15 protein-coding genes are annotated in these 12,291 nt (G+C 55.4%); 14 read left to right on the top strand and 1 reads right to left on the bottom strand.

What is annotated here, in order from left to right; genetic code table 11:
- Positions 1-87 precede the first annotated feature (87 nt).
- The 6 genes from QMO62_RS14315 to QMO62_RS14290 all read left to right on the top strand — a co-directional run bounded on the left by QMO62_RS14315 (position 88) and on the right by QMO62_RS14290 (position 6,735).
- Positions 88-558 (top strand): low molecular weight protein-tyrosine-phosphatase, encoded by a 471-nt coding sequence (locus tag QMO62_RS14315; protein ID WP_284641892.1) that lies wholly within the window; start codon positions 88-90, stop codon positions 556-558.
- A gap of 96 nt (positions 559-654) precedes the next feature.
- Positions 655-1,875 (top strand): ornithine--oxo-acid transaminase, encoded by a 1,221-nt coding sequence (rocD, locus tag QMO62_RS14310; protein WP_284641890.1) that lies wholly within the window; start codon positions 655-657, stop codon positions 1,873-1,875.
- Between the two features lie 41 nt (positions 1,876-1,916).
- A complete protein-coding gene (gene pruA, locus QMO62_RS14305; protein WP_372516674.1) occupies positions 1,917-3,467 on the top strand; it encodes an L-glutamate gamma-semialdehyde dehydrogenase in 1,551 nt (516 codons plus the stop codon).
- A 47-nt stretch (positions 3,468-3,514) separates the two neighbouring features.
- Positions 3,515-4,444 carry a proline dehydrogenase family protein gene (locus tag QMO62_RS14300; protein ID WP_284641886.1) on the top strand — a complete coding sequence of 310 codons (930 nt, stop codon included), beginning with the start codon at positions 3,515-3,517 and terminating at the stop codon, positions 4,442-4,444.
- 16 nt (positions 4,445-4,460) lie between these two features.
- On the top strand, positions 4,461-5,375 hold the full coding sequence (gene rocF, locus QMO62_RS14295; RefSeq protein ID WP_284641884.1) for an arginase: 915 nt from the start codon (positions 4,461-4,463) through the stop codon (positions 5,373-5,375).
- Positions 5,376-5,748: 373 nt separating this feature from the next.
- Complete coding sequence (locus tag QMO62_RS14290) at positions 5,749-6,735, top strand: Gfo/Idh/MocA family protein (RefSeq protein WP_284641882.1); 987 nt, start codon at positions 5,749-5,751, stop codon at positions 6,733-6,735.
- Between the two features lie 60 nt (positions 6,736-6,795).
- Here the strand turns inward: QMO62_RS14290 and QMO62_RS14285 are convergent, their stop codons facing one another.
- The gene (locus tag QMO62_RS14285) at positions 6,796-7,560 is read right to left on the bottom strand and encodes an SDR family oxidoreductase (protein ID WP_284641881.1); all 765 of its coding nucleotides are present in this window, start codon (positions 7,558-7,560) and stop codon (positions 6,796-6,798) included.
- Positions 7,561-7,752: 192 nt separating this feature from the next.
- Here QMO62_RS14285 and QMO62_RS14280 point away from each other — a divergent pair, with 192 nt between their 5' ends.
- The 8 genes from QMO62_RS14280 (at position 7,753) to QMO62_RS14245 (ending at position 12,140) form a co-directional block, all read left to right on the top strand.
- Complete coding sequence (locus QMO62_RS14280) at positions 7,753-8,337, top strand: bifunctional transcriptional activator/DNA repair enzyme AdaA (protein ID WP_284641879.1); 585 nt, start codon at positions 7,753-7,755, stop codon at positions 8,335-8,337.
- Positions 8,338-8,473: 136 nt separating this feature from the next.
- The gene (locus QMO62_RS14275) at positions 8,474-8,701 is read left to right on the top strand and encodes a cation transporter (protein ID WP_284641877.1); all 228 of its coding nucleotides are present in this window, start codon (positions 8,474-8,476) and stop codon (positions 8,699-8,701) included.
- Between the two features lie 9 nt (positions 8,702-8,710).
- Complete coding sequence (locus QMO62_RS14270) at positions 8,711-9,535, top strand: DUF8832 domain-containing protein (RefSeq protein WP_284641875.1); 825 nt, start codon at positions 8,711-8,713, stop codon at positions 9,533-9,535.
- Entirely contained in the window at positions 9,536-10,162 is a 627-nt protein-coding gene (locus QMO62_RS14265) for a TVP38/TMEM64 family protein (RefSeq protein WP_284641872.1), read from the top strand.
- A gap of 13 nt (positions 10,163-10,175) precedes the next feature.
- Entirely contained in the window at positions 10,176-11,210 is a 1,035-nt protein-coding gene (locus QMO62_RS14260; protein ID WP_284641870.1) for an MFS transporter, read from the top strand.
- Positions 11,162-11,533 carry an MFS transporter gene (locus QMO62_RS14255; protein ID WP_284641868.1) on the top strand — a complete coding sequence of 124 codons (372 nt, stop codon included), beginning with the start codon at positions 11,162-11,164 and terminating at the stop codon, positions 11,531-11,533. The genes QMO62_RS14260 and QMO62_RS14255 overlap by 49 nt, the downstream gene beginning before the upstream one ends.
- A gap of 63 nt (positions 11,534-11,596) precedes the next feature.
- On the top strand, positions 11,597-11,917 hold the full coding sequence (locus tag QMO62_RS14250; protein ID WP_284641866.1) for a metal-sensitive transcriptional regulator: 321 nt from the start codon (positions 11,597-11,599) through the stop codon (positions 11,915-11,917).
- A 22-nt stretch (positions 11,918-11,939) separates the two neighbouring features.
- Positions 11,940-12,140, top strand: a complete 201-nt coding sequence (locus tag QMO62_RS14245) for a copper ion binding protein (protein WP_284641863.1) — start codon at positions 11,940-11,942, stop codon at positions 12,138-12,140.
- Positions 12,141-12,291: the final 151 nt, after the last annotated feature.

Genomic DNA, 12,291 nt, shown 5'->3' with positions numbered 1-12,291 from the left:
TGCATCGTCTCCTCTGGAAGTTTGTTTGATTTTATTCTAAATTAGTAGCAATACAACAATCAATAAACCAGGAGGCCATGATACCGCATGATCAACATCCTATTCGTATGCTTAGGCAACATTTGCCGTTCACCAATGGCGGAGGCGGTGTTTCGTAAGAAGGTCCGGGAGGCGGGGCTGGAAGACCGCATCCGAATCGATTCTGCAGGAACGGGGAGCTGGCACATCGGCAAGCCGCCGCATGAGGGGACAAGGAGGATTTTGAAGCATTACGGTATCGACACGACGGGGATGAAGGCGCGTCAAGTAGGGGCCGGGGACTTCCGGGATTTTCAGTACATCATCGCGATGGACAGCAGCAATGTGAGGAATCTGGAGGCAATTGCTCCTGCCGGACCCGGAGCGGAAGTGAGGAAGCTGCTGGATTGGGCTCCCAATGCGGGTGTCTCGGATGTTCCCGATCCGTACTATACCGGCAACTTCGAAGAGGTATACAAGCTGGTCGATGAGGCGTGTGATACGCTGCTCGGCTATATTCGAAAACGAGAAAAGGTGTAGCCATGTCAGCTTGCAGCGAATATAATGAAATTATAAATAGTCGAAAAAATCTGAAAATTTAACAAGCGTACCGATCGATCAAAGGGGGCCGGGGGCATGAGCCAAAAATCCTCAAAAGACGTGATTCGGCAAACGCAGCAGTACGGCGCACACAATTATCATCCGCTGCCGCTAGTCATTGCCAAGGCAGAGGGGGTGTGGGTGGAGGATCTGGAAGGGAAACGGTATATGGATTTCCTCAGCTCCTATTCCGCACTGAATCACGGCCATCGGCATCCGAAAATTATCGATGCTTTAGTCCGGCAGGCGGCTAAGGTGACATTAACTTCCCGCGCCTTTCATAATGAATATTTAGGAGAGCTTTATGAGAAGCTTCATAAGCTGACCGGCAAAACGCACTTTCTCCCCATGAATACCGGTGCCGAAGCTGTTGAGACGGCGATCAAGGCAGCTCGGCGCTGGGCCTATCGAAGGAAGGGCGTACCGAAGGATCAAGCTCAGATCATCGTATGTGAGAACAACTTTCACGGACGCACCACTACCATTACCTCTTTTTCCACGAACTCCTCCTACCAAGACGGCTTTGGGCCGTTCACGCCCGGCTTCACCGCTGTTCCCTATGGGGATGCGGAGGCGCTGCGGCAAGCCATCACTCCACACACAGCAGCATTTCTGGTCGAGCCCATGCAAGGGGAGGCGGGCATCGTGCTCCCCCCTGACGGTTACTTGCAAGATGTAGCCCGGATTTGCGGGGATAACGGCATCTTGCTTATCGCCGATGAAATTCAGACCGGCCTGGGCCGAACCGGGGCTCTCTTTGCCTGTGACCATGAACAGGTGGTGCCCGACATGTACATTCTCGGTAAATCGCTCGGTGGCGGTGTGCTGCCGGTGTCGATGGTCGCTGCAGATCATGACGTTCTGCAGGTGTTCGATCCGGGGTCGCACGGCTCCACGTTCGGAGGAAACCCCCTTGCCTGTGCCGTTGCCCTGGCTTCCCTGGAAGTGCTGGAGGACGAAAAGCTCGCTCAGAACTCCCGTACGCTAGGTGCTTATTTGTTATCTCAGCTGCAGGTGAAGGGAGTAGCCGGACTGCCTTGGGTCAAGGACATCAGGGGACGGGGATTGTTTGTCGGAATCGAGCTGGATCGCCCTGCGAGACCGTTTTGCGAAAGGCTGATGCAGCAAGGGCTTCTCTGCAAGGAAACGCATGACACGATCATCCGGTTGGCACCGCCGCTCATCATCACGAAGCAGGAGCTGGATTTTGCTTTGGAACGCATTGTAGAAGTGCTCTTCGAACAACCGGAATGGTGATAGCGAGGCAAAAAGCATACAGAGACGGAGGGACTATGCTTATGATCGATTATCGTCCGGAACCGCTAACGAATTTTAAAGCTGCACGGGAGGAGGAGGCACTTGCCAAGGCGCTGGCGGAAGTGCAAGCTCAGCTCGGCCGGGACTATCCGATTGTGCTCGGCGGCCGATCCTGCGAGACGGGAGAATGGATCGTATCGCGCAACCCCTCCCGGCATTCGGAGGTCGTGGGCCGCGCAGCTAAGGCCAACTTGTCGCTTGCGGAACAGGCGATACAGGAAGCATATCGCACGTTTGCATCTTGGTCGCAGGTGAAAGCGGAGGTGCGTGCGGATGTACTCTTCAAAGCGGCGGCTATTCTGCGTAGGAGAAAGCATGAATTTTCCGCTTGGATGATGCTTGAGGCAGGCAAGAACAGGGTGGAGGCTGATGCGGACACGGCGGAAGCGATTGATTTCATGGAATATTACGCCCGGCAAATGCTTGAGCTGGACGGCAGAGGAGCGGCGAAGCTGGTGCATGTGCCGGGCGAACGGAGCCAGCTCGTGTACCTTCCGCTCGGAGTCGGTATTGTTATTCCGCCGTGGAACTTTCCGCTGGCGATTCTGGCAGGCATGACTACTGCTGCAGTGGTAGCGGGGAACACGGTGGTGGTGAAGCCCTCCAGCCAAACGCCGGTCATTGCCGCAAGGTTCGTATCCCTGCTGGCGGAGGCCGGGCTGCCGGATGGCGTTGTGCAATTTCTGCCGGGGAGCGGCGCAGAGATCGGGGATTATCTCGTGGCGCACAAGCTGACGCGGTTCGTATCGTTTACCGGCTCCCGCGAAGTCGGTGTGCACCTGCATAAGCTGTCCGCCGAGGTACAGCCGGGGCAAATATGGCTCAAGCGTTATGTCGGGGAGCTTGGAGGCAAGGACGCGATCATCGTCGACGAGGACGCGGATCTGGAGGAGGCTTCGGCCGGGATCATCGCCTCGGCTTTCGGCTTCTCCGGGCAGAAATGCTCCGCCTGCTCCAGGGCCATTATTCATGATGCGGTGTACGACGAGGTAGTGGAACGGTGCCGTGTGCTGTCGGAGCAGCTTAAGCTGGGGCCGGCGACGGATGCGGCGAGTGATCTTGGGCCGGTGATCGACCGGGCCGCTTACCGCAAAATCGTCGACTATATCGAAGCAGGCCGGCAGGAAGGACGATTACTTACCGGCGGGACCTATGCGGACGATATCGGCTACTATATCGCACCAACCATTTTCGCCGATGTGGCTCCGGGCGCGAGGCTGATGCAGGAGGAAATTTTCGGGCCGGTGCTCGCGTTCGCCAGCGCAGTTTCCTTCGAAGAAGCGTTGCAGATCGCCAATTTCTCCGATTACGGGCTTACCGGTGCTGTGTATACGAACAACCGGGAGAACATAGAACGGGCGAAGGCCGCTTTTCACGTGGGAAATCTGTATATCAATCGGAAGTGTACAGGGGCTACTGTCGGTGTCCATCCATTTGGCGGGTTCAACATGTCGGGCACCGATTCCAAGGCCGGTGGTCCGGACTATTTGCTGTTATTCACTCAACCCAAGCTGATCGCTGAGCGTTTATAGCCGCTCGCCGCAGCCCATGTTTGTTTCACACGAGGAGGCAGACGTTTATGGGAATCGAGCTTTTGTATCGACAAATGGTACTGTCCGTGGCAGGTCATCCCCGCATTCGCGGCTGGATGGAGAAGCGTGGGATGGCTTGGGGCGTGCGGCGGTTTGTGGCGGGTAATACGCTCACAGAGGCACTGGAGCAGGTCCAGCGGTTGAACAAGGCAGGGCTGATGGCGACGCTGGATTATCTTGGAGAGAGTGTGTATGAACGGGAGCAGGTCGCGGTCGTTCGTGAAGAAATCCTAAGGATGCTGGAGGAGCTCGATCGGCTGAAGCTTCAGGCTAATGTATCGCTCAAGCTGTCGCAGCTGGGGCTCCTGATCGACGAATCGTTATGTCTGGAGCAGATGGAGGTCATTGTGGGGCGGGCGCGGCAATACGGGGGCTTTGTTCGGATCGACATGGAGGATTCCTCGCTTACGGATGCGACGCTTCGGGTGTTCACGAGGCTGCTGGCTGAGTACGGCAGGGAGCATGTAGGAACGGTGATTCAATCCTATCTTTACCGGTCCTATGCGGATGTGGACTGCTTGAGCTCCTTGCGGGCGAATCTGCGCATTGTGAAGGGGGCCTACAAGGAGCCGCGGGAAATCGCCTATGCTAGCAAGAAGGACGTCGACGACAATTATTTTGAGCTGGTGCGGCTGTGTCTCGATCGCAAAAGGTATGTTGCGGTAGCGACGCATGACCGCAAGCTGATCGAACGAGTGATCCGGTATGCGGAGGACAAAGGAGTTGCGCCGGATCGTTTCGAGTTTCAAATGCTATACGGCATCGCCGGTCAGCTGCAGCTGGAGCTGGCCGCCAAGGGCTATCGCGTTCGGGTATACACCCCTTATGGAGAGCAGTGGTATCCGTATTTCTCCCGCCGCATTGCGGAAAGGCCCGCCAACCTGTGGTTTGTGATCAAAGGACTTCTGCGGAGATAGAAGGGGGTGGGGACGAGTGAATCCAAGCCGGAACCGAAGCGTTACCGTTCTTGGCGTTCCGATGGACCTCGGCGCGGATCGCCGCGGCGTCGATATGGGACCGAGCGCGATCCGGTGTGCCGGACTTGAGCAGCGTCTAGCGGAGCTGGGGTATCAGGTACGCGATGAGGGCGATTTGATCGTCCGAAGAGCCAAGTCTCAGCCGGCGCCGGGTACGAACCTCAAATATTTATACGAGATCGCCCGGGTCAATGGAGAACTGTGCGAGCGCGTATCGCAAACCGTAGCCGGACAAAGCTTCCCGCTGGTGATCGGGGGCGACCACAGCATTGCCATCGGCACGCTGGCGGGGCTGTCGCAGCACTACCCGCGGCTTGGCGTCATCTGGTACGATACGCACGGCGATGTCAACACGGCGGGGACATCACCCTCCGGCAACATCCACGGGATGGCGCTGGCGGTTGCGATGGGCTACGGACACGAGCTGCTGACATCGATCGGCGGTCCCGTGAAATCGCCGATGGATCCTTCCCGCGTCGCCATCATCGGGGCGCGGTCGCTGGATCCGGGGGAGAAGCTGTTCCTGCGGAAGCTTGGAGTGAAGGTGTTCACCATGCACGAGATCGATCGGATCGGCATGACCCGCGTGATGGAGCAGGCGCTGCGCATCGTGACGAACGGAACGGACGGCGTCCACCTGAGCCTCGATCTGGACGCGCTGGACCCGTCGTTCGCCCCGGGCGTCGGCACTCCGGTGCCGGGCGGGCTCAGCTTCCGCGAGAGCCAGCTGGCGATGGAGATGATCGCCGAGGCCAATGTGCTCGTCGGCGCGGAGTTCGTCGAGGTCAATCCGATCCTCGACCATTTGAACTCCACCGCGAAGGTGGCGGTGGAGCTGGTCGGCTCGCTGTTCGGCGAGACGATTTTGTAGGGAGCCGCGGGCTCCCTTTTTTCGTTAAAGGCATGGATGTGGATGAACCTGGAGACACGAGCGCGCAATAATCGCACGAATGCAATTACATGCGCGCAAGACACTCCAATCGGCACCGGCAATGGCAAAAATGCGATAAACGGCGTAAATTCGGCCTTTGGAGAGAAGAAAGCGTGGGGATAATCGCATGGATGCGATTATAGGCGCCATAAACGTACGCAATGGCACCACCAATGGCAAAAATGCGATAAAAATGCGGCGTATGCTTACATTACCGCCCCAGCGCCGGTTGTTTTTTTCATTTCACATGAGCGGTTCACGATTGTATGGTAAAATGATGCAAAGTATACATCTGTGAATGGAGAGGGTCATAGTGATACGATTGGCAGTCATCGGTACGAACTGGATTACAGAGGAATTTGTGAAGGCGGCGGAGGAAACCGGAAGGTTCGAGCTCACAGCGGTGTACTCCCGTACGGAGGATAAGGCGCGTGATTTCGCAGAGAAGCACCGGGCGCAGCACTTGTACTCAGATATCGACGGGTTTGTACGGAGCGAGCACTTTGATGCAGTATATATAGCAAGTCCGAATTCCCTCCACGCTGAGCATGCTATTGCCTGTATGAAGCAAGGGAAGCACGTGCTGTGCGAGAAGCCTATCGCTTCGAATGCGGACGAGCTCAAGGCGATGATAGCGGCGGCGCAACAGAACGGCGTGCTGCTCATGGAAGCGATGAAGTCAACGCTGATGCCGGGCTTCGGGGCGATCTGCGAGCATCTGCCGAAGCTTGGCCGGATCAGACGGTATTTTGCAAGTTATTGCCAGTATTCGTCGCGGTACGATGCCTATAAGGAGGGGAACGTGCTGAATGCCTTTAATCCGGTGTTCTCCAACGGCTCGCTGATGGATCTCGGAATTTATTGCCTGTACCCGCTTGCCGTGCTGTTCGGGAAACCGGAGACGGTGAAGGCTAGCGGACTGCTGCTGGAATCCGGCGTGGACGGCGAAGGGAGCCTGCTGCTTGAGTACAAGGATATGGATGCCGTTATTATGCATTCGAAGATCAGCCATTCGTATCTCCCTGCCGAGATTCAAGGAGAGAACGGCACGATGGTGATCGACCGGATCAATCAGCCGAACAAGGTGGAAATCCGCTATCGTGACGGCAGGGCGGAGGAGCTGACCGTGCCGGTGGAGCATCATTCGATGTATTACGAGGCGCTCGAATTTGCCCGGTTAATCGGGGAAGGGCGGACGGAGTCCCAAGTAAACTCCCATACCAGTTCGTTGATTACAATGGAAATGATGGACGAGGCACGCAGGCAAATGGGGCTGGTATTTCCGGCGGACGCACGTTAGACTATGACAAGAAAAGTCCGGACCTCTTCAAAAAAGAGGAGCCGGACTTTCCCTTTCCGCCTATAGATAAGAGCCGCCGCTTGCGTCAATCAACTGTCCGGTGATCCAGCGGCTATCCGGGGAGGCCAGGTAGCCGGCAATGGCGGCAATGTCCTCCGGCTCTCCCCATCTCCCGAAGATGGAAAATTCCGCACCGAACTTTCTTGACGCCGGATCCTGCAGCATGGAGGCATTCATATCCGTAGCGACGAATCCCGGCAGGATCGCATTGACCGTAATGCCGCGAGGTCCCAGCTGCTTGGCTAACGTGAGGGTCAGCGTATTGATAGCCCCTTTCGTCATGCTATACGCGGCAATATCCGGTATGGCGATTCTCGTAACGGCGGAGGACAGGTTGATGATGCGCCCCTCCTCCCGCATCCGCGGCAAGGCTTGTTGAATCAAATAGAAGGGGGCTTTCACATTTACCGAAAAAATCGTATCAAAAGCAGCCTCCGGAGTATTCTCGACCGAGCCGTAAAGGGCTATGCCCGCATTGTTTACGAGAATATCCAGGTGGTGGCTGCCCACCCTTCTGCCGAGCTCCGCATCCATTGCTTCAAACAGCGTTTCCACTCCGCTTAACGTCTCCAGGTCGGCCCCCACTGCAAAGGCAGTACCCCCGCTGTTTTCCAGCTCACGCACCGTTTCCAGCGCAGCATCCCGGCTTTTGCCATAATGAACGGCAACCATGGCCCCTTCCTGCGCCAATTTCCGTGCAATGGCTCGCCCTATGCCTCGTCCTGCTCCGGTAACTAAAGCAATCTTTCCTTTCAGCTTGCCCATTTCGTCATCTCCTCAAGGTTTGTTTTGGCCTTACCCCTTTGTTGTATCACGGTGCGACATTTGAAATGTTGCGCTCTCTTTCCGGAGCCCCAATCAGCACTCGCCTGGGAGCTTTCGAGATCTTGCTCTCTTATGGTTCGGGTCTTACGCGAGATACGGGGGTCAGGTATACTCCAAGATGAGGTGAAGAACATGAAGATACGTATGAAAAATCACGAGGCCCCTGTGTCTGAAAAGCAGTGGCGAGCGATCATCGATTGTGATTCGAGCTATGACGGCCTATTTATTTACGCTGTGCTGACGACAGGCATCTTTTGCAAGCCATCCTGCAGGTCCAGAGTGCCGAATCGAGGGAACGTGACTGTATTCGGGCATGCGGAAGAAGCACTGACTGCCGGATTTCGCCCGTGCAAGCGATGCAAGCCTATGGACCGCCTGGGCCCTATGGAGGACTGGGTTGACCGAATTACGCAATATATCGATGACCACTACAAGGACCCGCTAACCTTAGAAGCCCTATCGTATCATTGCCATGGAAGCCCGTATCATCTTCAGCGCACCTTTAAGCGATGGAAGGGGATGACTCCAGGCGAATATATTCAACAAACCAGAATTCATAAGGCAAAGGAGCTGCTGGCCGGCTCGGATAAGCCCGTTGCGGAGATCGGCAGCGCGGTAGGTTTGCCGAGCGCCCCTTATTTCATCACTCTGTTCAAGAGAAAAACGGGGCATACCCCTGCCGATTTCCGCAAGCTGCTTAGGGAAAAAACAAGGTAGACACGCAATGAAACGATTGTAACATATCGCTTGACATACCCTATTGGGGTATATTATGATATTCACATCGAAGACATACCCCGCAGGGGTATAAAACGATATCAAATAACCTATCCTAAAGAAGGAGTCGATGACCATGAATCAACACAAAGTAGATTTTCGTATAGAGGGTATGGGGTGCCAATCCTGTGTCGGCAAAATTGAAAGCAAATTGGGCACGCTGGACGGTGTCAGCTGCAAAGTGAATTTTGCCGAGAAGACGGCCCAAGTCACAATCACGGAAGGCGGGGCTTCGGAAGAGACCGTCCTCCATACGATTCAAAGCATGGGCTACCAGGCCTCCCCGACCGATCGAAAGGAGTAAACATTCCCTATGAAGAAGCTTGGTAAAATAGCCGCAGTCACCCTGCTGTCCGCTGCGCTGCTTGCAGCATGCACGCCGAAGAAAGAGGAAGCACACGACGCACACGGTGCACATAGCGATCACGGAGCGGCGAGCCCGGCCATCGAAACGAAAGCAAGCTGGAAGCTGTCCGCAGCTCAGCCGCAGGCGAACCAGCCGACGAATATTGCAATCCAAATCAACGATGCCAAGGGCGCTCCTATCGAGAAGTTCGATGTAAGCCACGAGAAGCAGATGCACCTTATAGTGGTGAGCAAGGACTTGAGCTATTTTGACCACATTCATCCGGAATATAAGCAAAAGGGGCTCTTCGAGGTCGGCACGACGTTCCCGAAGAACGGGGAATATAAGCTCATTGCCGACTTCGTTCCATCCGGAGGACAGCCGAGAACCGAAACGAACTGGATTCAAGTCGGCGCAGAGAAGCCGGCGGCCCCGGCTCCCATTAAGCAGGGCAGCAGCTTGACGCAGACCGCTCAAGGCATTGAGGTTACGCTGAGCTTCGATAAGCTTCAATCCGGTCAGCCGGTACAAATGAAGTTCTCGTTCAAGGACGCGAAGACGAAGGAGCCGATCAAGAACCTGCAGCCTTATCTCGGGGCGGTAGGTCATGTAGTCATCATCAGCGGCGATGTGGAGCAGTACATCCACAACCATCCGATTGATGAAAAGGCGACGGGGCCGGATGCCAAGTTCAGCACAAGCTTCCCGAAGAGCGGCGTCTACAAAATTTGGGGACAGTTCCAGCATAACGGCAAGGTATTCACCGTGCCTTACGTCGTGCAGGTTCCGTAAATGAAGGCTGTCGGAGTTGTCCTGTTCTATGGGGCCCTGCTGGGCCTCGCATACATACAGCAGGATCCTATCCTGCAATGGCTTCACAACGGCGAAAGGGGAGAGTGGCCGCTGGCACTGGCGCTAGCCACCTTCCTTGCCTTCGTGCCGGTCGTTCCGTTCGGCGTGGTCGGCGGAATCATGGGAGCCAAATACGGTCCGCTGCTCGGGGGCTTCATTAATACGGCGAGCTCTACCGCGGCGGCGGTGCTCATGTTCCTTTTCGTACGTTATGCGTTCATGGAGCAGGGGCGCGTTTACCTGAGCCGATTCAAGCAGCTGGAGCGGTTTACCGTCCTTTTTGAACGGAATCCCTTCATGAGTATTCTCTTCGCCCGCTTAATACCATTCATACCGGCAGCGGCCGTCAATATTTATTCCGCCATTAGCCGGACGCCGCTGATCACCTTCTTCACGGCTACGCTGGTGGGCAAGGTGCCTGTCATGCTCGTTTTCGCCCTGGTAGGCGATCAAATGTTCAACAGCGCAGCCCGGACGCTGACGGTTGTGCTGATCTACGGAGCTTTCCTAGCTGCCGTATACGGCGGGTACCGGCTTTGGCACAAGACCAACAACGCAACTTCATAAGGAGAGAATCACTATGTCTACGCCAGCAGCCTCAACAACACGGCTTGGCCCGGGTCAGCAGACTGCCGGAGGGCTGTCGAAGCCGATGGTCATTTTTACATTCTTATTAGGTATCTTTATGGGAGCGCTTGACCACGGGATCGTCGGCCCGGCGCTCAGCTCTATTATGGCGGCCTACCAATTGAACTCCTCCTGGGGCGTATGGAGCTTCACGATCTACACTTTGCTATTCGCCGTCAGCATTCCGGTACTCGGCAAGCTTTCGGACCGTTTCGGCCGCAAACAGATTTTTACCTTCGGCATCAGCACCTTCGCCATCGGCTCAGTCATTGCAGCCTTGGCTCCAAACTTTATCGTGTTTCTGCTGGGCCGGGCGGTACAGGCGATAGGTACCGGGGGGATCTTCCCGATTACCGCAGCTCAGATTGCGGTGTCGTACCCGCCTGACAAAAGAGGCAAGGCCATGGGCCTGATCGGGGTAGTCTTCGGCATCGGCACGATTCTGGGACCGGTTCTCGGCGGCGTCATCATTGCGTTCATGCAATGGCAATGGATTTTCCTGATCAATGTTCCGATTTCGCTGATGATCCTGGCGATGATCTCCCGGTTCCGTTCGGAGCAGCAGACGGTTCAAAAGTCGATCGACACGGCCGGCATTGTCCTGCTGACTCTGCTCATTCTTTCCTTGATGCTGGGCATCACACAAGCCAACGTCTGGTATCTTCTCGCGGCCGCGGTGCTGCTGCCGGTCTTCCTGCTGATTGAACGGAAGCATCAGGATCCGGTGATGAATTTGAGCTATTTCACTCGGGCTGGAACGCTGACTTTGCTGCTGGCCTCGCTGCTTTCGGGCTTCGTTATGGCAACGGCTACGAACCTGCTTCCGTTGTATGGGGAAACGCTGCTCGGCCTGACCAAAGGGAATTCCGGCTTGACCGTAGCGCCTGTGGCGGTATCTTCTATGATCGCCTCCCTAATTGCAGGATATATGGTAGATAAATGGGCCCGCGCAGGGTGCTTCTCCTCGGCTTCGCGGTTTCGCTGTTAGGCGCAGGATCGCTGGCCTTCGCGGTCACTTCGGTTGCCTCCTTTGTTCTGACGATCATCGTCATGGGCTTCGGTGTCGGCATCATCATAGGCGCACCACTGAATATGATGATACTGCAAGCGGTAGGGCCGAAGGAAACGGGATCGGCCGTCGGGTATTTAAGCTTGTTCCGCTCGGTAGGCTCGACCCTGGGCCCGACGATTGCAGGCCCGATGATCGCTTCGATGGCGCAAGGCTTCGCCGGACTTTACTCTATAAGTGCTGCGGCTTCGATTGCGAGCATTGTGATGATTGCTATTTTCGTGAAGAAAAAAGTTTCGTAAAGCTATTTACATACGGGTGGGGGGTATGGTATATTGATGTTGCAAGGCAGGGAGGTGACATCGATGAGCGATACAGGCGAGCATTGCTGCACAGCTTCTACGGAAGCCAGGCAGAGCCATCACTCCGATAAGATCAAGTCGAATCTGGCAGCAAGGCTGAATCGGATCGAAGGCCAAATTCGCGGTCTGAAGGGCTTAATCGAGAAGGATACCTATTGCGACGATGTATTGAATCAGATCGCTGCCGTACAGTCGGCACTCACGAGTGTCGGAAGAATTTTGCTGGAGGGGCACATGCGAAGCTGTGTGGTGGAACGCATTCAATCGGGAGACCGCGAGGTCGTCGACGAATTGATGATTACAATGAACAAATTAATGAAATAATAAATTCATGGAGGGATTTCCTATGGAAAAGGTAACATTACAAGTAGAAGGCATGTCTTGCGATCATTGCGTTCGGGCTATTGAGGGAGCGTTGAAGGAAATCGGGGCTGCCGGGAAGGTCAATCTTGCGGCAAAAACCGTAGATGTGCAGTTTGATGCAGGGAAGGTTACGCTGGCTGCGGTAAAAGAGGCAATCGAGGATCAGGGCTACGATGTAGCGTAAGCCGGATTCCCGCCTGGATAGCTGCAGTGAGGTTTAAGGCGATTTTATAACGTTACCGTCAGAATGCGATGAGGATTTTACTACGTAAGGTGATTAAATCATCTTTCAGTGGTTAGTCTGGGGCTATGGCGGCGGATTGGCTTTGGATAAA

Origin of the sequence: Paenibacillus silviterrae (assembly GCF_030167925.1) — a bacterium.
Classification (GTDB): Bacteria; Bacillota; Bacilli; order Paenibacillales; family NBRC-103111; genus Paenibacillus_G; species Paenibacillus_G silviterrae.
The sequence above is the reverse complement of the archived record's forward strand: the minus strand, read 5'-3'. Positions and strand labels throughout refer to the sequence as shown.

What these genes read in the sequence shown, in the direction of transcription:
- QMO62_RS14275 (WP_284641877.1), top strand. Translation starts at nt 8,474, where the DNA reads ATGAATCAACACAAAGTAGATTTTCGTATAGAGGGTATGGGGTGCCAA.
- QMO62_RS14265 (WP_284641872.1), top strand. Translation starts at nt 9,536, where the DNA reads ATGAAGGCTGTCGGAGTTGTCCTGTTCTATGGGGCCCTGCTGGGCCTC.
- QMO62_RS14260 (WP_284641870.1), top strand. Translation starts at nt 10,176, where the DNA reads ATGTCTACGCCAGCAGCCTCAACAACACGGCTTGGCCCGGGTCAGCAG.
- rocD (WP_284641890.1), top strand. Translation starts at nt 655, where the DNA reads ATGAGCCAAAAATCCTCAAAAGACGTGATTCGGCAAACGCAGCAGTAC.
- pruA (WP_372516674.1), top strand. Translation starts at nt 1,917, where the DNA reads ATGATCGATTATCGTCCGGAACCGCTAACGAATTTTAAAGCTGCACGG.
- QMO62_RS14300 (WP_284641886.1), top strand. Translation starts at nt 3,515, where the DNA reads ATGGGAATCGAGCTTTTGTATCGACAAATGGTACTGTCCGTGGCAGGT.
- QMO62_RS14255 (WP_284641868.1), top strand. Translation starts at nt 11,162, where the DNA reads ATGGGCCCGCGCAGGGTGCTTCTCCTCGGCTTCGCGGTTTCGCTGTTA.
- QMO62_RS14270 (WP_284641875.1), top strand. Translation starts at nt 8,711, where the DNA reads ATGAAGAAGCTTGGTAAAATAGCCGCAGTCACCCTGCTGTCCGCTGCG.
- QMO62_RS14245 (WP_284641863.1), top strand. Translation starts at nt 11,940, where the DNA reads ATGGAAAAGGTAACATTACAAGTAGAAGGCATGTCTTGCGATCATTGC.
- QMO62_RS14315 (WP_284641892.1), top strand. Translation starts at nt 88, where the DNA reads ATGATCAACATCCTATTCGTATGCTTAGGCAACATTTGCCGTTCACCA.
- QMO62_RS14280 (WP_284641879.1), top strand. Translation starts at nt 7,753, where the DNA reads ATGAAGATACGTATGAAAAATCACGAGGCCCCTGTGTCTGAAAAGCAG.
- QMO62_RS14250 (WP_284641866.1), top strand. Translation starts at nt 11,597, where the DNA reads ATGAGCGATACAGGCGAGCATTGCTGCACAGCTTCTACGGAAGCCAGG.
- QMO62_RS14285 (WP_284641881.1), bottom strand. Translation starts at nt 7,560, where the DNA reads ATGGGCAAGCTGAAAGGAAAGATTGCTTTAGTTACCGGAGCAGGACGA.